This is a genomic window from Streptomyces collinus, from assembly GCF_031348265.1.
GTDB classification, from domain to species: Bacteria; Actinomycetota; Actinomycetes; order Streptomycetales; family Streptomycetaceae; genus Streptomyces; species Streptomyces collinus.
This window is the reverse complement of record NZ_CP133771.1, coordinates 2,106,516-2,128,649: the sequence shown is the minus strand read 5'-3', so window position 1 is coordinate 2,128,649 and position 22,134 is coordinate 2,106,516. Positions and strand designations below refer to the sequence as shown.

18 protein-coding genes are annotated in these 22,134 nt (G+C 70.5%); 15 read left to right on the top strand and 3 right to left on the bottom strand.

Annotated elements, in window-relative coordinates; all coding sequences use genetic code 11:
• Positions 1–100 precede the first annotated feature (100 nt).
• From RFN52_RS09560 to RFN52_RS09520, 9 genes are all read left to right on the top strand, one after another.
• On the top strand, positions 101–3,052 hold the full coding sequence (locus RFN52_RS09560) for a M14 family metallopeptidase (RefSeq protein WP_184845041.1): 2,952 nt from the start codon (positions 101–103) through the stop codon (positions 3,050–3,052).
• A 227-nt stretch (positions 3,053–3,279) separates the two neighbouring features.
• The gene (gap, locus tag RFN52_RS09555) at positions 3,280–4,287 is read left to right on the top strand and encodes a type I glyceraldehyde-3-phosphate dehydrogenase (RefSeq protein ID WP_184845038.1); all 1,008 of its coding nucleotides are present in this window, start codon (positions 3,280–3,282) and stop codon (positions 4,285–4,287) included.
• Positions 4,288–4,430: 143 nt separating this feature from the next.
• On the top strand, positions 4,431–5,642 hold the full coding sequence (locus RFN52_RS09550) for a phosphoglycerate kinase (RefSeq protein WP_184845035.1): 1,212 nt from the start codon (positions 4,431–4,433) through the stop codon (positions 5,640–5,642).
• A 6-nt stretch (positions 5,643–5,648) separates the two neighbouring features.
• Positions 5,649–6,425, top strand: coding sequence for a triose-phosphate isomerase (tpiA, locus tag RFN52_RS09545; RefSeq protein ID WP_033310745.1), 777 nt, complete (start codon positions 5,649–5,651; stop codon positions 6,423–6,425).
• A gap of 94 nt (positions 6,426–6,519) precedes the next feature.
• Positions 6,520–6,756 (top strand): preprotein translocase subunit SecG, encoded by a 237-nt coding sequence (secG, locus tag RFN52_RS09540; RefSeq protein WP_094052663.1) that lies wholly within the window; start codon positions 6,520–6,522, stop codon positions 6,754–6,756.
• Between the two features lie 208 nt (positions 6,757–6,964).
• Positions 6,965–7,300 carry an RNA polymerase-binding protein RbpA gene (locus RFN52_RS09535; RefSeq protein WP_003957010.1) on the top strand — a complete coding sequence of 112 codons (336 nt, stop codon included), beginning with the start codon at positions 6,965–6,967 and terminating at the stop codon, positions 7,298–7,300.
• Positions 7,301–7,422: 122 nt separating this feature from the next.
• A complete protein-coding gene (locus RFN52_RS09530) occupies positions 7,423–8,691 on the top strand; it encodes an MFS transporter (protein ID WP_184845032.1) in 1,269 nt (422 codons plus the stop codon).
• Between the two features lie 74 nt (positions 8,692–8,765).
• Complete coding sequence (gene pgi / locus RFN52_RS09525; protein WP_184845029.1) at positions 8,766–10,454, top strand: glucose-6-phosphate isomerase; 1,689 nt, start codon at positions 8,766–8,768, stop codon at positions 10,452–10,454.
• A 92-nt stretch (positions 10,455–10,546) separates the two neighbouring features.
• On the top strand, positions 10,547–11,461 hold the full coding sequence (locus tag RFN52_RS09520) for a hypothetical protein (protein WP_184845026.1): 915 nt from the start codon (positions 10,547–10,549) through the stop codon (positions 11,459–11,461).
• A 12-nt stretch (positions 11,462–11,473) separates the two neighbouring features.
• Here the strand turns inward: RFN52_RS09520 and RFN52_RS09515 are convergent, their stop codons facing one another.
• Positions 11,474–13,756, bottom strand: coding sequence for an FtsX-like permease family protein (locus tag RFN52_RS09515; RefSeq protein ID WP_184845023.1), 2,283 nt, complete (start codon positions 13,754–13,756; stop codon positions 11,474–11,476).
• A gap of 20 nt (positions 13,757–13,776) precedes the next feature.
• On the opposite strand from RFN52_RS09515, the gene RFN52_RS09510 reads away from it, so the two are divergent.
• Positions 13,777–14,010: a hypothetical protein gene (locus RFN52_RS09510; protein ID WP_184845020.1), complete on the top strand. Its 234-nt coding sequence runs from the start codon at positions 13,777–13,779 to the stop codon at positions 14,008–14,010.
• On the opposite strand, the gene RFN52_RS09505 is transcribed toward RFN52_RS09510, so the two are convergent.
• Both RFN52_RS09505 and RFN52_RS09500 read right to left on the bottom strand, forming a co-directional pair.
• A complete protein-coding gene (locus RFN52_RS09505; RefSeq protein WP_229856204.1) occupies positions 14,000–14,758 on the bottom strand; it encodes an ABC transporter ATP-binding protein in 759 nt (252 codons plus the stop codon). The genes RFN52_RS09510 and RFN52_RS09505 overlap by 11 nt on opposite strands.
• Positions 14,755–15,270 (bottom strand): PadR family transcriptional regulator, encoded by a 516-nt coding sequence (locus RFN52_RS09500; protein ID WP_184845017.1) that lies wholly within the window; start codon positions 15,268–15,270, stop codon positions 14,755–14,757. The genes RFN52_RS09505 and RFN52_RS09500 overlap by 4 nt, the downstream gene beginning before the upstream one ends.
• A gap of 121 nt (positions 15,271–15,391) precedes the next feature.
• On the opposite strand from RFN52_RS09500, the gene RFN52_RS09495 reads away from it, so the two are divergent.
• The 5 genes from RFN52_RS09495 to RFN52_RS09475 all read left to right on the top strand — a co-directional run bounded on the left by RFN52_RS09495 (position 15,392) and on the right by RFN52_RS09475 (position 22,112).
• Positions 15,392–16,663 (top strand): ABC transporter substrate-binding protein, encoded by a 1,272-nt coding sequence (locus RFN52_RS09495; RefSeq protein ID WP_184845014.1) that lies wholly within the window; start codon positions 15,392–15,394, stop codon positions 16,661–16,663.
• 153 nt (positions 16,664–16,816) lie between these two features.
• Complete coding sequence (locus tag RFN52_RS09490; RefSeq protein WP_184845010.1) at positions 16,817–18,472, top strand: glycoside hydrolase family 13 protein; 1,656 nt, start codon at positions 16,817–16,819, stop codon at positions 18,470–18,472.
• 110 nt (positions 18,473–18,582) lie between these two features.
• The gene (locus tag RFN52_RS09485; protein WP_184845007.1) at positions 18,583–19,908 is read left to right on the top strand and encodes an ABC transporter substrate-binding protein; all 1,326 of its coding nucleotides are present in this window, start codon (positions 18,583–18,585) and stop codon (positions 19,906–19,908) included.
• 6 nt (positions 19,909–19,914) lie between these two features.
• On the top strand, positions 19,915–21,276 hold the full coding sequence (locus RFN52_RS09480) for a carbohydrate ABC transporter permease (RefSeq protein WP_184845004.1): 1,362 nt from the start codon (positions 19,915–19,917) through the stop codon (positions 21,274–21,276).
• Positions 21,273–22,112, top strand: coding sequence for a carbohydrate ABC transporter permease (locus RFN52_RS09475; RefSeq protein ID WP_097215951.1), 840 nt, complete (start codon positions 21,273–21,275; stop codon positions 22,110–22,112). The genes RFN52_RS09480 and RFN52_RS09475 overlap by 4 nt, the downstream gene beginning before the upstream one ends.
• Positions 22,113–22,134 lie beyond the last annotated feature (22 nt).

Here is a 22,134-nt window from a genome sequence, read left to right as displayed (position 1 = left end):
CCGGCTTTCGCGTGTCGCTGAGGCACCCTTGACTCGATCATGGTCTGTCATGAGCCTGGCATCTGTTCGCTGCTGTGGCGGACCCACGCTAGGGGGGTTCATGAGACGAAGAGCGAGATCGATCCTCGCTGTCGGCGCGCTCCTGATCGGCGGAGCGAGCTTCGCACCCATCGCCCAGGCACAACCGGAAAGCCCGACCTCGTCCGACCCGGACGAGGTCAAGGTGTACCGCGCCGAGGTCACCCAGAAGCAGGTACCCCTGCTGCTGGCCGCCGGGCAGGACGGCCACGAACTGAGCGAGCGGGTGCCCGAGAAGGGCACCGCGACCGTCGAGGCCTATCTGACGGACCGGCAGGCGAAGAAGCTGGAGAAGCAGGGCGTCGACCTCACCGAGCACAAGGTCTCCGCCCGGGCCGAGGCCCGCGTCGAGGACGCCGCCGAGGGCGTTTTCCGCCCGTACAGCGGCAAGGGCGGCCTGCGGGAGGAACTCCTGCGGACCGCGCAGGAGAACCCGGACCTCACCAAGGTCGTCTCCATCGGCAAGACGGTCAAGGGCCAGGACATCCTCGCGCTCAAGCTCACCAAGGGCGCGAAGAGGACGAAGGACGGCTCCAGGCCCTCCGTCCTCTACATGTCCAACCAGCACGCGCGCGAGTGGATCACGCCGGAGATGACCCGGCGCCTGATGCACCACTACCTGGACAACTACAAGAAGGACCGGCGCGTCAAGAAGATCGTCGACTCCACCGAACTGTGGTTCCTGCTGTCGGCCAACCCCGACGGCTACGACTACACCTTCGCCGACCCCGCCAACCGCCAGTGGCGCAAGAACCTGCGGGACGTCAACGGCGACGGCACCATCACCACCGGCGACGGCGTCGACCTCAACCGCAACTTCGCCTACAAGTGGGGCTACGACGACGAGGGCTCGTCCCCCAACCCCACCAGCCAGACCTACCGCGGCGCGGGCCCGAACTCCGAGCCGGAGACCAAGGCCCTGGACGCCTTCCAGAAGCGGATCGGCTTCACGTACGGCATCAACTACCACTCCGCCGCCGAACTCATCCTCTACGGAGTCGGCTGGCAGGTGGCCACGCACACCCCGGACGACGTCGTGTACGAGGCGCTGGCCGGTACGCCCGACAACTCCGCGATCCCGGGCTACCACCCGCAGCTCTCCTCCGAGCTGTACACCACCAACGGTGAGGCCGACGGCCACGCGGCGAACGTCAACGGCCTGGCGATGTTCACCCCCGAGATGTCGACCTGCCAGACCGCCTCGGACCTCGACCCCAACGACCAGTGGAAGGCGTCCGACTGCCAGTCGGTCTTCACCTTCCCGGACGACGAGAAGCTGATCCAGCAGGAGTACGCCAAGAACGTCCCGTTCGCGCTCTCCGTCGCCGAGTCCGCCGCGCGTCCCGACCGGCCGTCCTCGTCGGTCGGCCTGAACGCCGCCGACTTCACCCCGGCCGCGTTCGGCACGTCGTACTCCCGCGGCGCCGACCAGGAGGTCTCCGTCGTCGTACGGAAGTCCGTGCGCGACAAGGAACTCAAGTACCGCGTCAACGGCGGCCGCACCGAGGACATGGCGCTCAAGCCCTGGAAGGGCGGCGAGACCTACGGCGGTGAGGACAACCTCTACTTCGACGAGTACCGGGCGAAGGTCAAGGACGGCGAGCCGGGCGACAAGGTCGAGGTGTGGTTCACCGGCGAGGCGAAGAACGGCAAGAAGCTCTCCAGCGAGCGCTTCACCTACACCGTCGCCGAGCGGCCCCGGGCGAACACCCTCGTCGTCGCCGAGGAGGGCGCTGCCGCCACGCAGGCACAGACGTACGTGGACGCGCTCAGGGCGAGCGGCCGCAAGGCGGTCGTCTGGGACGTCGCCAAGCAGGGCGCGCCGGACGCGCTGGGCGTGCTGAGCCACTTCGACACCGTCGTCCACTACACGGGCGCGAGTGTCCCGGGCGTCGCCACCCAGCTCCAGCTGCGGGCGTTCCTCAACGAGGGCGGCCGGCTGATCGAGGCCGGCGAGCAGGCCGGCGGCAACGTCGATCTCGGTGGCGCGCTGTCGAACGACTTCAGCCAGTACTACCTGGGCGCCTACACCCGCACCGCCACCCCGGGGGCCACCGGCTTCACCGGCTCTGGCGAGCTGGGCGGCGTCACCAGCCCGCTGGGCGCGGCCCCCGGCAACCCGCTGGACAAGGCCGGCACCTACAGCGTCACCTCCGACGAACTGGGGACCGACGCGTTCCCGCAGTTCGCGAGCAAGGGCGCCGGGCAGTTCGCCGGCACGGTCAATCCGTACGGTCCGTACGCGGGCTCGTCGATGGCCGCCGCCGTCCACACCGACGACGCCTACAAGCGCCTCACCCGCACCGTGGACCTCACCGGCACCGCCGCGTCCGAGAAGCCGACCCTGCGCACCCAGCTCCTGTGGGACACCGAGTCCGGCTACGACCACGCCATCGTCGAGGCCCGCACCACGGGCGGCGACGACTGGACGACCCTCCCCGAGGCGGGCGGCGCCACCAGAACGGCCGTTCCGGCGGAGTGCCAGGCCGGGTTCTACGTCAACGAGCACCCCTGGCTGAAGCACTACCTCACCGTGGCGGACGACGGCTGCACCGCGACCGGCACCACCGGCGCCTGGAACAGCCTCACCGGCGCCTCCAACGGCTGGCAGCAGGTCGGCTTCGACCTGAGCGCCTACGCCGGCAAGACGGTCGAGGTCTCGATCAGCTACGTCACCGACCCGGGCAGCGGCGGACACGGCGTCCTCGCCGACGACGCCTCGCTCGTCGTCGACGGCACGGCCAAGGAGACCGAGGGCTTCGAGACCTCGCTCGGCGCCTGGAAGGTCACCGGACCGCCCGAGGGCAGCCCGGCCGTCCTCAAGGACTGGGCACGCACCGGCGCCCTGTTCCAGACCTACGGCGCGGTCACCACGGACGACACCGTGCTGCTGGGCTTCGGCCTGGAGCACGTCACCGCGGCGGCCGACCGGACGGCACTGATGAGGAAGGCGCTCGCTTCCCTGGACGGGTGACATCCCTGGTCAACGGGGAACTCGTGCGGTAGCGAAATCGAGTGATTCTGCTCTCGGCCGTGGGCGGTCCGTACCCCTACTGGCGGGTACGGACCGCCCTGCCGTGTATGGGGCATCTGGATGTCACCACCGCGGCTTCAGGGAGGTAGGGTCGTAGGCGGTCGGGGACATCCCAAACAGAGCTCGCCGGCATCGCATGGCCGGCGTACCAACGAGGAGATCGGTTCGTGACGATCCGCGTAGGCATCAACGGCTTCGGTCGTATCGGTCGCAACTACTTCCGCGCGCTGCTGGAGCAGGGTGCAGACATCGAGATCGTGGCTGTCAACGACCTGGGTGACACCGCCACCACCGCCCACCTGCTGAAGTACGACACCATCCTGGGCCGTCTCAAGCAGGAGGTCACACACACCGCCGACACGATCACGGTCGACGGCAAGACCATCAAGGTGCTCGCCGAGCGCAACCCCGCCGACATCCCGTGGGGCGAGCTGGGCGTCGACATCGTCATCGAGTCGACGGGCATCTTCACCAAGAAGGCCGACGCCGAGAAGCACATCGCCGGTGGCGCGAAGAAGGTCCTCATCTCGGCTCCGGCCAAGGACGAGGACGTCACTATCGTGATGGGCGTCAACCAGGACAAGTACGACCCGGCGAACCACCACGTCATCTCCAACGCCTCCTGCACCACCAACTGTGTGGCGCCGATGGCGAAGGTCCTCGACGAGAACTTCGGCATCGTCAAGGGCCTGATGACGACGGTACACGCGTACACCAACGACCAGCGCATCCTGGACTTCCCGCACAAGGACCTGCGTCGCGCGCGTGCCGCCGCCGAGAACATCATTCCGACCACCACGGGTGCCGCCAAGGCCACCGCGCTGGTCCTGCCGCAGCTCAAGGGCAAGCTGGACGGCATCGCCATGCGCGTCCCGGTCCCGACCGGCTCGGTCACCGACCTGGTCCTGGAGCTGTCCCGCGAGGTCACCAAGGAAGAGGTCAACGCCGCCTTCCAGAAGGCCGCGGAGGGCGAGCTCAAGGGCATCCTCGAGTACACCGAGGACCCGATCGTCTCCTCCGACATCGTGAACGCCCCGGCGTCCTGCACCTTCGACTCCTCCCTGACCATGGTCCAGGAAGGCAAGAACGTGAAGGTCATCGGCTGGTACGACAACGAGTGGGGCTACTCCAACCGCCTCGTGGACCTTACGGTCTTCGTCGGCAACCAGCTCTGATCGACAAAGCAGGCACGTCCATGTGAGAGCAGGGCTCGGGCGGCGCGAGGACGCGCCGTCCGAGCCCTGACTCACGTACAGATCAGAGCTGTTCGATCACGAGCGCTTCCGAGCGATCACGAGCTCTTTCAGGAGTCCCCTTCATGAAGACGATCGACGAACTCCTCTCCGAGGGAGTCGCGGGCAAGCGGGTCTTCGTCCGCGCCGACCTGAACGTGCCGCTGGACGGCACGCGCATCACCGACGACGGCCGCATCCGCGCCGTGCTGCCCACGGTCAAGGCCCTGGCCGACGCGGGCGCCCGGGTCGTCGTCGCCTCCCACCTGGGCCGCCCCAAGGGCGCCCCGGACCCGGCCTTCTCCCTCGCCCCCGCCGCCGCGCGCCTCGGTGAGCTCCTCGGTTCGGACGTGCCCTTCGCGACCGACACGGTCGGCGAGTCCGCCCGGACCACCGTCGCCGGCCTCTCCGACGGCCAGGTCGCCGTCGTCGAGAACCTGCGCTTCAACGCCGGTGAGACGAGCAAGGACGACGCCGAGCGCGGCGCCTTCGCCGACCGGCTCGCCGCCCTCGCGGACGTCTACGTCGGGGACGGCTTCGGCGCGGTGCACCGAAAGCACGCCTCGGTCTTCGACCTCCCGGCCCGCCTGCCGCACTACGCCGGTCACCTCATCGCCACCGAGGTCGGCGTCCTGAGGAAGCTCACCGACGACGTCAAGCGGCCCTACGCCGTGGTCCTGGGCGGCGCCAAGGTGTCCGACAAGCTCGCGGTCATCGACCAGCTGCTCGGCAAGGCCGACCGCCTGCTCATCGGCGGCGGCATGGTCTTCACCTTCCTCAAGGCCAAGGGCCACGAGATCGGCTCGTCCCTGGTCCAGGAGGACCAGCTCCCGGTCGTCCGGGAGTACATCGAGCGCGCCGAGAAGAGCGGCGTCGAGCTGGTCCTGCCCGTCGACGTCGTGGTCGCGCCGGAGTTCCCGGACCTCAAGACCAAGGCCCCGGGCCGGCCCAGCACGGTCGCCGCGGACGCCATGCCGGCCGGCCAGATGGGCCTGGACATCGGCCCTGAGTCCCGCAAGCTGTACGCATCGAAGATCGCCGACGCCGCCACCGTCTTCTGGAACGGCCCCATGGGCGTCTTCGAGCACCCTGATTTCGCCGAGGGCACCAAGGCGGTCGCCCAGGCCCTCCTCGACTCCCAGGCCTTCACGGTGGTCGGTGGTGGCGACTCCGCCGCCGCCGTCCGCATCCTGGGCTTCGACGAGAACGCATTCGGCCACATTTCGACCGGTGGCGGCGCCTCCCTCGAATACCTCGAGGGCAAGACGCTCCCCGGCCTCGCCGCACTGGAGGACTGACCCCATATGAGCACGCGCACGCCGCTGATGGCGGGCAACTGGAAGATGAACCTCAACCACCTCGAGGCCATCGCGCACGTCCAGAAGCTCGCCTTCGCCCTGGCCGACAAGGACTACGAGGCCGTCGAGGTCGCCGTCCTGCCGCCCTTCACCGACCTGCGCTCCGTGCAGACCCTGGTCGACGGCGACAAGCTCAAGATCAAGTACGGCGCCCAGGACATCTCGGCGCACGACAGCGGTGCCTTCACCGGCGAGATCTCCGGCCCCATGCTGGCCAAGCTGAAGTGCACGTACGTCGCCATCGGCCACAGCGAGCGCCGGCAGTACCACGCCGAGACCGACGAGCTGGTCAACGCCAAGGTCAAGGCCGCCTACAAGCACGGTCTGACCCCGATCCTGTGCGTCGGTGAGGAGCTGGAGGTCCGCGAGGCGGGCAACCACGTCTCCCACACCCTCGCCCAGGTCGAGGGCGGTCTGAAGGACCTCCCCGCCGAGCAGGCCGAGACCGTCGTGATCGCCTACGAGCCCGTCTGGGCCATCGGCACCGGCAAGGTCTGCGGAGCCGAGGACGCCCAGGAGGTCTGCGCGGCGATCCGCGGCAAGATCGCCGAGCTGTACTCGCAGGACCTGGCCGACAAGGTCCGCATCCAGTACGGCGGCTCGGTCAAGGCGGGCAACGTCGCGGAGATCATGGCCCAGGCCGACATCGACGGTGCCCTGGTCGGCGGCGCCTCGCTGGACGCCGACGAGTTCGTCAAGATCGTGCGCTTCCGCGACCAGTGAGTAGGCCCTAGCGGCGATCCGTCGTACCCTTGCGGGGTCCAGCGCTGTGCTGGGCCCCGCGTCGTCATCCGAATCCGAGGAAGTTGGTCCAGCCGTGGTTTTGGGGTTCTCGATCGCCCTGATCGTCTTCAGCCTGCTGCTGATGCTGCTGGTGCTGATGCACAAGGGGAAGGGCGGCGGCCTCTCCGACATGTTCGGCGGTGGCATGCAGTCCTCCGTCGGCGGCTCCTCGGTCGCCGAGCGCAACCTCGACCGGATCACCGTCGTGATCGGTCTGCTGTGGTTCGCGTGCATTGTCGTGCTCGGCATCCTGATGAAGGTGAACAACTGACCGAGCCGCAGTCCGCACGGAACTTGCACGTAAGGCCCCATGTCCGGTACGCGCAGCAGAGCGCGGCCTATCATGGGGCTTGCGTCTAGGTGTGAGGGTTGTAACTCCAATCACTGGACGCGCGTTGGGCCTTACGTAGACTGAGGCGCTCGCGGCGAAGCGGAACGCCGACTCGCTTCGCGGCACCATCACGCAGGGAGTTACGACCGTGGCAAGTGGCAACGCGATCCGTGGAAGCCGGGTCGGGGCGGGGCCGATGGGCGAGGCCGAGCGCGGCGAGTCCGCGCCGCGGCTGCGCATCTCCTTCTGGTGCTCCAACGGACACGAGACCCAGCCGAGCTTCGCCAGCGACGCGCAGGTGCCCGATACCTGGGACTGTCCCCGCTGCGGCTTTCCGGCAGGCCAGGACCGGGACAACCCCCCGGACCCGCCGCGCACCGAGCCTTACAAGACGCACCTGGCGTATGTGCGTGAGCGGCGCAGCGACGCCGACGGCGAGGCCATCCTCGCCGAGGCGCTCGCCAAACTGCGGGGCGAGATCTAGACGTCGAGACCGGCCGGGCACCAGTGGTGCCCGGCCGGAGCTGCCTCCCCGCCTTCACCGCCGACCGATTGTCAGTGGTGCCCTCTACGGTTTGTGCATCGGACGAACCATGAGGGGGAGCGGTGGCGACGGTCGAGGTGGGGAGCATCGCTCCGCCCGCGTGGCGCGGAGGTTTCGGACGGCTGTGGAGTGCCGCCGTGCTGTCCAGCTTCGGCGACGCGCTGCGGACGGCCGCACTGCCCCTGCTGGCCGTCACCCTGACCGACGATCCGCTGCTCATCGCCTCCGTCACGGCCTGCGGCTATCTGCCCTGGATCCTCTTCGGCCTGCTCGGCGGGGCCGTCGCCGACCGGGTGGACCGGCGGCGGGCCATGTGGATGGTCGACGCGTTACGCGGGCTGCTGGTCGCCGCCTTCGCGGTCGCCGTCGCCCTCGGCCATGCCTCGATCGCCCTGCTGATCGTGCTGGCCTTCGCCTTGACCACCCTCCAGACCCTCTTCGACAACGCCGCGACCGCGCTGCTGCCCGCCCTGGTCGACCGGGACGCGCTGGGCAGCGCCAACACCCGGCTGATGACCGGCCAGCGCATCGCCGGCGGCCTCCTCGGCGGGCCCGTCGTGCCGCTGCTGCTGGCGGCCGGGACGGCCGTGCCGTTCGCGGCGGACGCGGTGACCTTCCTGGTGGCCGCCGCGCTGATCGCCACGCTCCCGGCCGCCGCGCCGGACCGTGAGCCGAGGCCGACGGGCAGCACACTGCGACGGGAGATCGCCGAGGGACTGCGCGTCCTGACCCGCGACAGGGCCCTGCGCGGACTGTGCACCGCCACCGCCCTGTGCAACATCGGCATGGGCGCCCTCATCGCCACCCTCGTGATCCTGGTGACCGGCTGGCTCGACGCGGGCAACGCCGGATACGCGGTGGCGACGACCGCCTACACGGTCGGCAGCCTGGCCGGGGGAGCGGCCGGCGGCCGGCTCGTCGCCCGCTTCGGACGGATGCGCCTGGTGCTCGTCGCCGGGACGGCGCAGACCGCCGCCCTGCTCGTCATGGGCTCGGTGCGCAGCATGGCCGCACTGGTGGCCGCCCTGGCCGTCTTCGGGTTCATGGGGATGGTGTGGAACGTCAACACCACGACGCTGATGCAGCAGCGCAGCCCCGCCGAGCTGCTGGGCCGGGTGAGCTCCGCCTTCCGGACGCTCGCGGTCGCGGGCACTCCTGTGGGCGCGCTGCTGGGCGGAGCCGTCGCCGCCGCCTGGGGGGAGAACACCCCGGCGTTGCTCGCGGCCGCCTTCTTCGTCCTGTCCGTCACCGCGCTGATACCCGCGCGCCGGTCGGACGTACCTGTTGTTGCGCCGGACGACGGCGCCACGACAGGCCACGGCAACCGCTGATCAATTAGGTTGGACCGGCAGCGGGGCAGGTACGCAGCAGCACAGGCAGGCAAGGAAGAAGGCTGAAGTCCGAGATGAACGCAGACGGCCGTACCAGGCTCAACCAGACGCCCGAGTGGACGGCACTGGCCAAGCACCGCGAGGAGCTGGGCGACATCCGGCTGCGCGAGCTGTTCGCCGCCGACCCCGGCCGCGGCAGCGCGTACACCCTCCGGGTGGGAGACCTGTACGTCGACTACTCCAAGCACCTCGTCACCGACGACACCCTGCGGCTGCTGCGCGAACTGGCCGCCGCCACCGACGTCTTCGGGCTCCGGGACGCCATGTTCCGCGGCGAGAAGATCAACACCACCGAGGACCGGGCCGTGCTGCACTCCGCGCTGCGCGCCCCGCGGGACGCCGTGGTCGAGGTCGACGGCGAGAACGTCGTGCCCGACGTGCACGCCGTGCTCGACAAGATGGCGGACTTCGCGAACCGGGTGCGTTCGGGCGAGTGGACCGGCCACACCGGCAAGCGGATCCGGAACGTCGTCAACGTCGGAATCGGCGGCTCCGACCTCGGTCCGGCGATGGCCTACGAGGTGCTGCGGGCCTTCACCGACCGCTCGCTGACGGTGCGTTTCGTGTCGAACGTGGACGGCGCCGACCTGCACGAGGCGGTACGGGACCTGGACCCGGCGGAGACGCTGTTCGTCATCGCGTCCAAGACCTTCACCACCATCGAGACGGTCACCAACGCCACGTCGGCGCGCTCCTGGCTGCTGGACGCGCTCGCTGGGGGCACCTCCCGCTCGAGCGAAGTCGAGAGTGGGGGAGAATCCGCCGTCGCCAAGCACTTCGTCGCGCTGTCGACGAACGCCGAGAAGGTCGCCGAGTTCGGCATCGACACGGCCAACATGTTCGAGTTCTGGGACTGGGTGGGCGGCCGCTACTCGTACGACTCCGCGATCGGCCTGGCCCTGATGATCGCCATCGGCCCGGACCGCTTCCGGGAGATGCTCGACGGCTTCCGCATCGTCGACGAGCACTTCCGGACCGCGCCCGCCGAGTCCAACGTGCCCCTGCTGCTGGGCCTGCTGGGCATCTGGTACGGCAACTTCCACGACGCCCAGTCGCACGCCGTGCTGCCCTACAGCCACTACCTGTCGAAGTTCACCGCCTACCTCCAGCAGCTCGACATGGAGTCCAACGGCAAGTCGGTGGACCGCGACGGGAACCCGGTGGACTGGCAGACCGGGCCGGTGGTGTGGGGTACGCCGGGCACCAACGGGCAGCACGCCTACTACCAGCTCATCCACCAGGGCACGAAGCTGATCCCCGCGGACTTCATCGGCTTCGCCCGGCCGGTCGCCGAGCTGAGTGGCGAACTCAAGGCGCAGCACGACCTGCTGATGGCCAATTTCTTCGCCCAGACGCAGGCACTGGCCTTCGGGAAGACGCCCGAGGAGGTGCGGGCGGAGGGGGTGCCGCAGGAACTGGTGCCCCACAAGACGTTCCAGGGCAACCACCCGACGACCACGATCCTCGCGCCCGAGCTGACCTCGTCGGTCCTCGGCCAGCTGGTCGCCCTATACGAGCACAAGGTGTTCGTGCAGGGCGCGGTGTGGAACATCGACTCCTTCGACCAGTGGGGCGTGGAGCTCGGCAAGGTCCTCGCCAAGCGCGTCGAGCCCGCCCTGACGGAGGGCGCCGAGGTCGAGGGCCTGGACGCCTCCACCACGGCGCTGGTCGCCACCTACCGGGAGCTGCGCGGCCGGCAGTGACGAGAGCCGGACGAGGAGGCGGGCGGCAGCGCGCTGTCCGCTTCCCGTAGACTCCCGGCGATCATCACAGCGAGTGCTCGGGGGAGCGCGAAGTGGCACGCACACGCGGAAGTTGGACCGGTGGCACCCTGACGGCCCGGTCCCTGCTCAAGCCCCAGGACGTGGCGCGGGCGGTGTTCCACCCCGCGTGGATTCCGCAGCCGCTCGATCCCTCGGTGGAGCGGCTCAAGAGGTTCCGCGTCATCGCCGGGGCGGTGGCGTCCCTCGGGGTCTTCACCTTCATCGAGGGCGGCTTCGACTTCACGGAGCTGCTGGAGAACGCGATGACGGCCTCCGTCGTCCTGCTCTTCCTCACACCGCTGACGGTCGGCGCGATGCTCTGGGTCTGGCGGCGCGGCGGCACCGTACGGCAGTTGCGGGTGCCCCTGGTCAACTCCCTGCTGCTGCTCCTGCTGTTCGTCGGATGCGTGGCCGCCGTGCTGGTGCTGGTGCAGACCGTGAACGGGTCGGCGAACCCCGCCGTGATCATCGGCGTCGGCCTGACGATGATGTGGATGCTCGTCTTCACGGCCTACGGAGCGGTGCGGGTCTCCGGCAACTTCTTCGGCACGGCCGCCGTGCACCGCTGTCTGCCACCGCTGCTCGCCGTGGTGACCAGCTGGCTGATGGCCGTCCCGGACCTCGTCACCGGTGATCTGCACGGGCTCAGCCTCACCCTGGGCGTCATCTTCATCCTGGGCGCGCCGGTGACGGTCACCGCCATCGCGCTCCTGGAGATGCGGCGTCTGAAGCGGCGGTACGGGATCCGGCTGCAGGCCCATCCCGCGACGCAGGCCCCGGCACCCGGGCCGGTCCCGCCGATGCCCGCGGGGATGCCCCCGGCGGGTGCGCCGTACCTGCCGCCGCAAGGGAACCCGTACGGCCGCCCCCACGTACCGGGCGGACAGCACCCGTACGCCCCGCACCCGCAGCCGCCGTACACCCCGCGACACCCGTACGGCGGCTGACCGGCAAAGAGGTCAGGCCACCGCGCTCAGCGTGTCCGCGAGCCGCCGGCGGGCGGCCCGGGCGGCGGGCACGGCTGCCAGCGCGGCGGCGGAGAGGACCGCTGCCGCCCCGAGCGGCACCACGAGGACGGCGGAGGGGCCCTGGGCGATGCCCGCGCCGATGCCGCTGGAGCGGCCCTGGGCATCGATCAGCCAGTGGGCGAGCGGCAGGCCCAGGGCGGTGGCGGCGAGGACGGCAGCCAGTGCCGTGAGGCCGGTGGCCGTGACGGTGATCGCCGTGATCTGCCGGGGGGACAGCCCGATGGCCTTCAGGGCCAGCAGGTCCCGCTCGCTCTCGCGAACGGTCCCGCCGATCGCGGTCAGCAGCTCGATGAGCCCGATGAGGGCGAGCACGGCGATCAGCCCGGCCACGACCGCGCGCAGCGGTGACAGCCCGTCCGCCGGGTTGGCCACCGCGTGCACGTCCAGGTGGCCGTCCCCGGCGGCGGCGAGCCGGTCGGCGACCTCCCGCGGGTCGGCGCCGGGGTCCAGGCGGAGTTCGTAGAGGGTCGGGCGGAGCCCCGGGTCGTTCTCGCGGAGGGTGTCGAGGGACGTGGAGATGACACGGCCGGCGTTCTCAGGCTCGATGCTGCGGCCCACGATGTGCAGGATCAGCGGCTGGTCGCCGACGGTCATCCGGACCCAGTCGCCGACCCGCGCGTCCAGCAGATCGAGCAGCCCCTGCCCGGCCACGGCCTCGTCGGAGCCGCGGGCGGGGCGGCCCTCGGCGAGGGTGTGCGGGTAGGGGTCCCGGTGGGTGCCGAGGCCGCGCAGCGCGATGGTCGCCGTCTGGCTCGGACCCAGGGCGGCCGTCTCGACGCCCGGGTAGGCGGCGGCCACCCCCGGGTCGCGTTCCAGCAGCGAGCGGATCTGCTGCTCGCTGCGCCCGGCGTCGGCGCGGACGCTGAGCGCGGTGGGCAGGCCGACTCGCTCGGGATCACTGTGGAAGCGGTCGATGGTGGTCCAGGCACTCATCGCGACGACGATCAGCAGCAGCGGCAGCGTGAGACGGGCGACGGTCGCGAGGGAGCGGGGGCGGCGGGTGAACGCCGTGTGCCAGCCCAGCACCAGCGCGGGCGGAATCCGCACGCCCAGGGCCCGTCGCGCCACGCCGGACAGCCGTCCGCCCGAGGTCGCGGCGGGCCGCGGCAGCGGTACCGGCGGCACCCGTCCGGCCCGCCAGGCGGCGAGGCCGGTGGTCGCGCCGATGAACAGCACCGCGCCGACCGGCACCACGATCAGCGCCACGGTGTGCCCGGGCAGCCCCTGCCACACGCCGACCGCGTCCCCGAGCCGGCCGGGGATCCGGCTGCCCAGGGCCTCGGCGAGCCCGGCGGCGGCCAGGGCGCCGAGCAGGGCGTAGGCGAGGTGCTGGAGCAGGAAGATCCGGACGACCTGGCCGGGAGTGAAGCCGATGGCCTTCAGGACGGAGAGGTCGCGCAGGTGTCCGCGGATACGGGTGCCGATCGCCCCGTGCACGGCGAACCCGGCCGCGACCAGCGCGCCCAGCCCGAACAGCCCCAGCACCTGCCCGAGCAGCCGGTTGTCGCCCTGCGCCTCGGCACGCGCCTGCTGCCAGGTGGACACCTCGCCGATCGCACCGGAACCCAGCACCGTCACGGCGCGCTGGACGATGTAGGACGTGTCACCCGGGTCCGTCAGCCGCAGCCCGATCACCTGGCCGCCGGGGTCCGGTACGGCCGACGGCAGTGCCCACACCAGACCGGGCTGCTCACCGGGCCGGTAGCGCGGCTCGGCGCTGTCGGCGAGGCCCACCACGGTCAGCTCGCGGGCGGTGCCCGGCACGGTGAGGGTGTCGCCGGGCTCGGCCAGCAGGGCCCGGGCGAGACGGCTCTCCAGGACCACGCCGTTCGGGGCCGAGGGGTCGAGCCAGTGGCCGGAGACGATCGGCGGGCGGCCGACCGAGGGCCGCTCCGGGGTGCCGCGCAGTTCGACGGAGGCGCGGCTGCCGCGCGAGGAGACGGTGACGGCGGCGGTCGGGTAGGGACCGGCGACGGTGTCCACGCCGTCCAGGCCGGCCAGCTTCCCGGTGTCGGCCGCCTTGTCGGTGTGCAGCCACACATGGGCGCCGTGCGACTGCGTGAAGACCCGCTGCCACGGGTTGGTCGCGTAGCCGAACAGGGCCGTGGCCAGCAGCAGGGAGGCGACGATGCCCGCGGTGGCGAGGACGAGGAACAGCGCCTCGCCGCGGTGCGTGCGCAGATCGGAGTGGGCCCAGCGCAGGGTGGCTCGCACGGGCCTCAGCCCCTCGGCTCGTGGGCGGCGCGACCGTCGTGGACGTGCTGGGCCGCGCGGCGGTGGTGGACGTGCAGGGCCGCACGGCTGTCGTCTACGTGCAGGGCCGCGCCGCCGTCGTGAACGCGCAGGGCCGCACGGCCGTGGTGGACGTGCAGGGCCGTACGGCCGTGGTGGACGTGCAGGGCCGTACCACCGTCGTGGACGGGCAGGTCCGCACCGTCGTCGTGGACGTCGCGCATGTCAGTCCTTGAGCTCCAGCACACCGGATATCCCGGAGCGGCGCGGCGGGGTGGTGCCGCCGTCGAGTTCCGCGTCGTCGGCGATGCGGCCGTCGAAGAAGCTGATCACCCGGTCCGCGGCGCTCGCCAGCCGGGCGTCATGGGTGACCAGCACGATCGTCTGGCCGCGCTGGTGGAAGCGGGACAGCAGCCGCATCACCTCGCGGGTGCCCTTGCTGTCGAGGCTGCCCGCCGGCTCGTCGGCCAGCAGCAGCGGCGGATGGTTGACCAGGGCCCGGGCCAGGGCGACGCGCTGCTGCTCACCGCCGGACAGCTCGCCCGGCATGCTGCGCTCCTTGCCCGTCAGGCCCAGCTCGGCCAGCAGCGCCTCGCGCTCGGCGCGCGCCTGCTTCGGCGAGGTGCCCGCGAGCAGGGCGGGCAGTTCCACGTTGTCGGCGACGGACAGGTTCGAGACGAGGTTGAAGAACTGGAAGACGATCCCGATCCGCTTGCGGCGCTCCACCGCCCAGCGGGCCTCGCCGTAGGTGTCGGTGGACTCGCCGTCGAGCCAGATGCTGCCCGCGTCCGGCCGCTGGAGGCCGCCGAGCAGATGCAGCAGCGTCGACTTGCCGGCGCCGGACGGGCCGGTGATCGCCACGAACTCGCCGGGGCGGACGCACAGGTCGACCCCGCGCACGGCACGGGCGGGCGCGCCCTCGCCGTGGTGGGTCTTCACCAGCCCCTCGGCACGCAGCACAGGAGCGGGACGGTCGTCGCTCACTCCAGCTCCTCCAGCTCTTCCTGGCACCGTTCCAACCAGTCGAGGTCGGCCTGCAGGTGCAGCATCGCGCCCTCGATCAGCAGATGGGCGATGCGGTTGTCGCGGTTCTCTGCGGCGGCCAGCTTCGACAGCTGCCGCATGGTGTTCAGGTACTGGCGGCGCTGCTGGTTGATCAGGGTGATCTGCTCGGCGAGGCCGGTCTGCGGAGCGAGCGCCAGTTTCATGAAGAACTCGTCCCGCACCCGGGGCTCGTCCTCGGGCTCCTCGAACCAGGCGCGCAGCGCCTCCCGCCCGGCGTCGGTGAGGTGGTAGACCTTTTTGTTGGGCCGGCTGGACTGCGTTACGTCCTCGCCCTCGATCAATCCCGACTTCTCGAGGCGGCCGAGGGTCACATAGATCTGGCCGACGTTCGGCTGAGGGTACGCGGAGCCCAGCAGTTGCTCAAGGTCCTGCTTGAGCTCGTAGCCGTGGGCGGGTCCGCGGGCGAGGAGGGCCAGGAGGGGCAGGCGCACGCGTGCAGTCCTCCTGTCCGGTCCAATGTGCTCCAGGCCCTAGTATCGCCCATACCTAACAGGTATACATGGCCTCTGTTCCGGGCAAGGGTGCCCAGCGCCGGTGTACAGGGAGGAACCTATGCGGTGGATCCATGCCGCGGGTAGGGGCCTTCTCGTTCTCGTCGTGGTCCTGACAGGCTACGTTGCCGCCGGAGCGCAGGCGGGCGAGCCCCCCGAGGGCGGTCGCGGCCCCCTCACCCTGGCCACCGCCGGAGACCTCACCGGCTACCTCGGCCCCCTGCTGGAGGGCTGGAATCGTACCCACCCCGGCGAGAAGGTCACCCTCGTCGAACTGCCGGACTCGGCCGACGAGACCCAGGCCCAGATGGTCACCGACCTGCGCGACGGCGACCGCAGCCGGTTCGACGTGCTCAACATCGACGTCAACTGGACCCCTGAGTTCGCCGCGGCGGGCTGGATCAGGCCCCTCCCGCGGGACCGCTTCCCTTTGAAGACCTTCCTCCAGCCGGTCGTGGACACGGCGACCTACGACGGACAGCTCTACGCCGTCCCGTACGTCACCAACGCCGGCCTGCTCCTGTACCGCAAGGACGTCCTCGCCGAGGAGGGCGTCGCGCCACCGCGCACCTGGGCGGAGCTGGAGCGGTACGCGAAGACCATCGCCCCGAAGCACGGCCTCGACGGCTACGCCGGACAGTTCCTGCCCTACGAGGGCCTCACCGTGAACGCGGCCGAGGCCGTCTACTCGGCGGGCGGGTCGATCCTCGGCGACGAGGGCGAGCGCGTCACCGTCGACTCGGCGGCCGCCCGTGAGGGCATCGGGTTCCTGGCGCGCGGGGTGCGCGAGGGGTGGATCCCCAGGGAGGCGCTGACCTACAAGGAGGAGGAGTCCAAACAGGCCTTCCAGGACGGCCGGCTGCTCTTCCTGCGCAACTGGCCGTACGCCTACGTCGGCGCCTCCGCCCCCGGTTCGAAGGTCGCCGGGAAGATCGGCGCCGTCCCCCTGCCCGGACCCGACGGGCCGGGAACCAGCGTCCTGGGCGGCTCCAACCTGGCCGTCAGCGCCCACGCGCGGCACCCCGACTCGGCGGCCCGCCTGATCGCGTACCTCACCAGTGAGCGCGTCCAGCGTCAGGTCCTCACCCGTGGCGCACTGCCGCCCGTCCGGGCCGATCTCTACCAGGACCCGGCTCTCATCCGCAGGTTCCCGTACCTGCCGACCCTGCGGACGAGTGTGCTCGCGGCCGAGCCGCGCCCCAAGAGCCCGCGGTACGACCAGGTCAGCCTCGTCGTGCAGGCGGTCGTGCACGACGCCATGGCCGGGCAGCAGGCGCCCGCGGCGGCGGTGCGGCGGCTGGCGCGAGAGCTCGCGGCCGTCTCGCACCGCTGACTTCACTCGGGCGATCTTCCTAGTTACTTGTTAGGTAACGCGGGGGTCTCATCTTGTTTCATTGCGCCCGATAAGTCCTGATTCAGGCATCCCAACCCGTCAGTTGCTTCTGCCTTTTCATTGACACCCTCTCGACACGCCTACTTAACATGCATGCATAACCGCTGCCCTTCTCAGAGACAGGTCGATGGGTTGAACAGGCACCATTGGTGGCGTGACGCAGTGATCTATCAGGTCTACGTCCGCAGCTTCCTCGACAGCACCGGCGACGGCATCGGCGATCTCGCCGGCGTCCGGGCCGGACTGCCGTACCTCAAGAAGCTCGGCGTCGACGGGATCTGGCTGAGCCCCTTCTATCCCTCGCCGCAGCACGACCACGGCTACGACGTTGCCGACTACTGCGACGTCGACCCGCTCTTCGGCGACCTCGGCGAGTTCGACCAGCTGGTGGGGGCCGCACGGCGGCTCGGCGTCAAGGTGCTGCTCGACATCGTCCCGAACCACTGCTCCAGCGAGCACCCCTGGTTCCGTGAGGCGCTCGCAGCGGCTCCCGGGAGCCCGGCCCGGGCCCGTTTCCACTTCGCCGACGGCCGCGGCCCCGACGGGTCCGAGCCGCCCAACAACTGGCACTCCATGTTCGGCGGCCCCGCCTGGAGCCGGGTGACCGAGCCGGACGGGACGCCCGGCCAGTGGTACCTGCACATGTTCGCGCCCGAGCAGCCCGACTGGAACTGGCGCAATCCCGAGATCGGCGCCGAGTTCGACCGGGTCCTGCGGTTCTGGCTGGACCGGGGCATCGACGGCTTCCGCATCGACGTCGCCGCCGGCCTCTACAAGCACCCGGAGCTGCCCGACTCGGACGACCCCGAGGCCGACGCCCGCACCCGCGACTCGGTCAACCCGCTCGCCTGGAACCAGCCCGAGGTGCACGACGTGTGGCGGCGCTGGCGCTCCATATGCGAGGAGTACACCGAGCGCGACGGCTGCGAACGCCTCCTCGTCGGTGAGGTGTCCGTCCCGACCGCCCGCGAGCACGCGCAGTACGTCCGCCCCGACGAGCTGCACCAGGCCTTCTTCTTCGACCTGCTCAGCGCCTCCTGGGACGCCGACGCCTTCCAGAAGGTCATCTCCGAGGCCATGGACGACATCGCCGGCACCGGCTCGACGGTCACCTGGGTCCTCAACAACCACGACCAGGTCCGCACCGTCACCCGCTACGGCGAACCCGCCACCGAGGGCAGCGGCCTCGGCGCCGCCCGTGCCCGCGCCGCCGCGCTGCTCATGCTGGCCCTGCCCGGCGCCGCGTACATCTACCAGGGCGAGGAGCTGGGGCTGCCGGAGGTCGTGGACCTGCCCGACGACGTGCTCACCGACCCGATCTTCCGCCGCACCGGCAGCAGGGCCCGTATCCGCGACGGCTGCCGGGTCCCGCTGCCCTGGTCGGGTCAGGCCTCGCCGTTCGGCTTCACCCCGGGCGTCGAGAGCGCCAAGCCGTGGCTGCCGCAGCCTGAGTACTTCGCCGAGTACGCCACCGACCGCGCCCTCGCCGACACCCGCTCCTTCTGGCACCTGTACCGGGACGGCCTCCAACTGCGCGCCGCTCTGCCCCAGTTGGGCGAGGGCACGCTGCGCTGGCTGGACACCCAGCCCGGCGTCCTGGCCTTCGAACGCGGCGACCTGGTGTGCGCCGTCAACTTCGGCACGGCCCCCACCCCCGCGCCGGTCCCCGGCACCCCTCTGCTCGCCAGCGGCCCCTGCCCGTCCGGAGTGCTCTCCGGCTCGACGGCCGCCTGGTGGATCCGTTCCTGACCGCCCGCAAGCGACATTCCGAAAGCCACATCCGCGCAAGCGACATCCGCGTAAGCGACATCCGCGCGAGCGGACTCCCCGCAAGCGAACCCTCCGAAGGGACATCAACGATGATGCGACGACGTACCACCCTGCTCACCGGCTGCACCGCCCTCGTCCTGGCGCTCGGCGCGACCGCCTGCGGCGGCGGACCCGTCTCGGCCGGCGGCGGCGACAAGGCGCTCAGCGGCCAGTCGGTCACCGTGGCCGGCGTCTGGTCCGGCACCGAGCAGAAGAACTTCCAGAAGGTGCTCGACGCCTTCACCGAGAAGACCGGCGCCAAGACGCAGTTCACGTCCACCGGCGACAACGTCTCCACCGTCGTCGGCAGCAAGATCGAGGGCGGCAACGCCCCCGACGTCGTGATGGTCCCGCAGGTCGGCGTGCTCAAGCAGTTCGCGCAGAAGGGCTGGCTCAAGCCGCTGTCGAAGAAGACCGAGCAGGCCGTGGACGCCGGGTACGCCCCCGTGTGGAAGACGTACGGCAGCGTCGACGGCACCCTCTACGGCCTGTACTTCAAGGCCGCCCACAAGTCGACCGTCTGGTACAGCCCCGAGGCCCTCGAACAGGCCGGCGTGAAGCCCCCGAAGACCTACGACGACATGCTGAAGGCCGGGCAGACCGTGTCCGACTCCGGCCTCGCCGCGTTCTCCGTCGCCGGACAGGACGGCTGGACCCTCACCGACTGGTTCGAGAACGTCTACCTCTCCCAGGCCGGACCCGAGAAGTACGACGCCCTCGCCGCCCACAAGTTGAAGTGGACCGACGCGTCCGTCGTCAACGCCCTCACCACCCTCGGCAAGCTCTTCAAGGACAAGCAGCTCATCGCCGGCGGCCAGAAGGGCGCCCTGAACACCGACTTCCCCGGCTCGGTGGAGAAGGTGTTCGGCCCCGAGCCCGAGGCCGGCATGGTCTACGAGGGCGACTTCGTCGCCGGTGTCGCCAAGGACCAGTTCGGCAAGAAGGTCGGCCAGGACGCGAACTTCTTCCCGTTCCCGGCGGTCGGCGGCGGTGAGGCACCGGTCGTCAGCGGCGGAGACGCCGCCGTCGTCCTCAAGGACGGCAAGAACCAGAAGGCAGCCCAGGCCCTCCTGGAGTACCTCTCGACGCCCGAGGCCTCCGCGGTGTGGGCCGAGGCCGGCGGCTTCCTCTCCCCGAACAAGAAGGTCGACCTCGCCTCCTACGGCGACGACGTCACCCGCGCCACCGCCAAGTCCCTCGTCCAGGCCGGGGACTCGGTCCGCTTCGACATGTCCGACCAGGCCCCGGCCGCGTTCGGCGGCACGAAGGGCACCGGCGAGTGGAAGCTCCTCCAGGACTTCCTGCGCGACCCGTCCGACCCGAAGGGCACCGCGGCGAAGCTGGAGGCCGCGGCGGCCAAGGCGTACCAGGACTGATACGCCATGACAGCGACCCTCGTGCAAGAGACGAGCCCCCCACCGCCCGGCCCGGTCGCCGACCGCACCCGGCGACTGCGCCGGCGCGGGAAGATCATCGCCCTGCTGTTCGTGCTGCCCGCGCTGCTGCTGCTCGGCGCGCTCGTCGTCTACCCCGTGCTGTTCAGCATCGGCCGCAGCTTCTTCGACGCCTCCGGGACGAGCTTCGTCGGCGGCGACAACTACGCCGAGATGTTCCGCGACCCGGCGACCCTCAAGGCCGTCCGCAACACGGCCATCTGGGTCGTCATCGCCCCGGCCCTGCTCACCGGCCTCGGGCTGATCCTCGCCGTACTGGTGGAGAAGGTCCGCTGGGCCACGGCCTTCAAGCTGCTCCTCTTCATGCCGATGGCGGTCTCCTTCCTCGCCGCCGGCATCATCTTCCGCCTCGCCTACGACGAGGACCCCGACAAGGGCGTGCTCAACGCGGCGGTGGTCTCCGTCCACGACGCCTTCAAGGGGGAGTCCTCCTATCCGACGGCCCGGGCGCGGGACGCCCACGGCCTGACGAAGGACAAGGACGGCTCGTACCGCACGAGTACGAGCGTGGCGCCCGGGGACGCCGTGGCGCTGGGCCTGGTCGGTGTGCAGCCCGGCGACCTGCCGGGCGGGGCCGAGCCGGCGTACGCGGCGGCGGGGCGCAAGGCCGCCGCCGACGAACTGCGCGGTGTCGTCTACCTGGACTTCACGCCCGGCGGGGGAGGGGAGCAGGGCAAGGTCGACCGGCGGGAGAGCGGGCTGCCGGAGATGAAGGTCGAGGCGGTCCGCGACGGCGAGGCGATCGCCGCGACCACCACGGCCGCCGACGGTTCCTTCCGCTTCGAGGGCCTCGCATCGGGCTCCTACGAGGTGAGACTGCCGTCGTCGAACTTCGCCCAGCCCTACGAGGGCGTCTCCTGGCTCGGCCCGGCGCTGGTCACCCCGGCGATCATCGGCGCGTACCTGTGGATCTGGACCGGCTTCGCCATGGTGCTGATCGGGGCGGGTCTGTCGACGCTGCCGCGGGACGCCCTGGAGGCGGCACGGATGGACGGCGCGAACGAGTGGCAGATCTTCCGCCGGATCACGGTGCCCCTGCTGGCACCCGTCCTGTCGGTCGTCTTCATCACTCTCGTCATCAACGTGATGAAGGTCTTCGACCTCGTCTACATCATCGCGCCCGGGCCCGTGCAGGAGGACGCGACCGTGCTCGCGACGCAGATGTGGCTGGTGTCGTTCGGCGGCGGCAACAACCAGGGACTCGGCAGTGCGCTGGGCGTGCTGCTCCTGCTGCTGGTCGTCCCGGCGATGGTGTTCAACGTCCGCCGTTTCCGAAGGAGTCAGCGATGAACGCGGTTCGGCGCGGGCTGGGCAACGGAGTCGTCCAGGCCTTTCTCGTGGTGGTCGGCCTGGTGTGGATGACGCCGCTGGCCGGGCTGTTCCTGTCCTCGCTGCGGTCCGCCGAGGACACGGCGAAGGGCGGCTGGTGGACGGTGTTCTCCAGCCCCGGGCAGCTGTCCTTCGACAACTACTCGTCGCTGCTGGGGAACGCCGGGATCACGCAGGCGTTCTGGAACACGGTGCTGATATCGGTGCCGACGACCGTGCTGGTCGTGGTCGTCGCGGCGCTCGCGGGGTACGCCTTCGCGTGGCTGGACTTCCCCGGCCGGGAGGCGATCTTCCTGGTCGTGGTCGCGCTGCTGGTGGTGCCGGTGCAGATCGGTCTGCTGCCGGTCGCCAAACTCTTCGGGCAGCTGGGCCTGTTCGGCACGATCCCCGGTGTCGTGCTCTTCCATGTGGCCTACGGCCTGCCCTTCGCGGTGTTCCTGCTGCGGAACTACTTCGCCGAGATGCCGAAGGAGATGCTGGAGGCGGCCCGCATGGACGGGGGCAGCGAGTGGCGTATCTTCACGCGGCTCGTCCTGCCCGTGGGGCGGCCCGCGATCGCCTCGCTGGCCATCTTCCAGTTCCTGTGGGTATGGAACGACATGCTGGTGGCGCTGCTGTTCGCGGACAGTGCGTCGCAGCCGCTCACGGTGGAACTCCAGTCGCAGATACGCCAGTTCGGCAGCAACATCGATGTCCTGGCGCCCGGGGCGTTCGTGTCCCTGGTGGTTCCGGTGGTCGTGTTCTTCGCGTTCCAGCGGCACTTCGTGCAGGGCGTGATGGCGGGGTCGGTCAAGTAGCCGTTGTACCAGGGGGCTCCGC

Bases quoted from the DNA above. Each gene is read 5' to 3' on its own strand.
- RFN52_RS09560 (WP_184845041.1), top strand. From the start codon at position 101: ATGAGACGAAGAGCGAGATCGATCCTCGCTGTCGGCGCGCTCCTGATC.
- RFN52_RS09550 (WP_184845035.1), top strand. From the start codon at position 4,431: ATGAAGACGATCGACGAACTCCTCTCCGAGGGAGTCGCGGGCAAGCGG.
- tpiA (WP_033310745.1), top strand. From the start codon at position 5,649: ATGAGCACGCGCACGCCGCTGATGGCGGGCAACTGGAAGATGAACCTC.
- pgi (WP_184845029.1), top strand. From the start codon at position 8,766: ATGAACGCAGACGGCCGTACCAGGCTCAACCAGACGCCCGAGTGGACG.
- RFN52_RS09495 (WP_184845014.1), top strand. From the start codon at position 15,392: ATGCGGTGGATCCATGCCGCGGGTAGGGGCCTTCTCGTTCTCGTCGTG.
- RFN52_RS09490 (WP_184845010.1), top strand. From the start codon at position 16,817: ATGCATAACCGCTGCCCTTCTCAGAGACAGGTCGATGGGTTGAACAGG.
- RFN52_RS09485 (WP_184845007.1), top strand. From the start codon at position 18,583: ATGATGCGACGACGTACCACCCTGCTCACCGGCTGCACCGCCCTCGTC.
- RFN52_RS09480 (WP_184845004.1), top strand. From the start codon at position 19,915: ATGACAGCGACCCTCGTGCAAGAGACGAGCCCCCCACCGCCCGGCCCG.
- RFN52_RS09475 (WP_097215951.1), top strand. From the start codon at position 21,273: ATGAACGCGGTTCGGCGCGGGCTGGGCAACGGAGTCGTCCAGGCCTTT.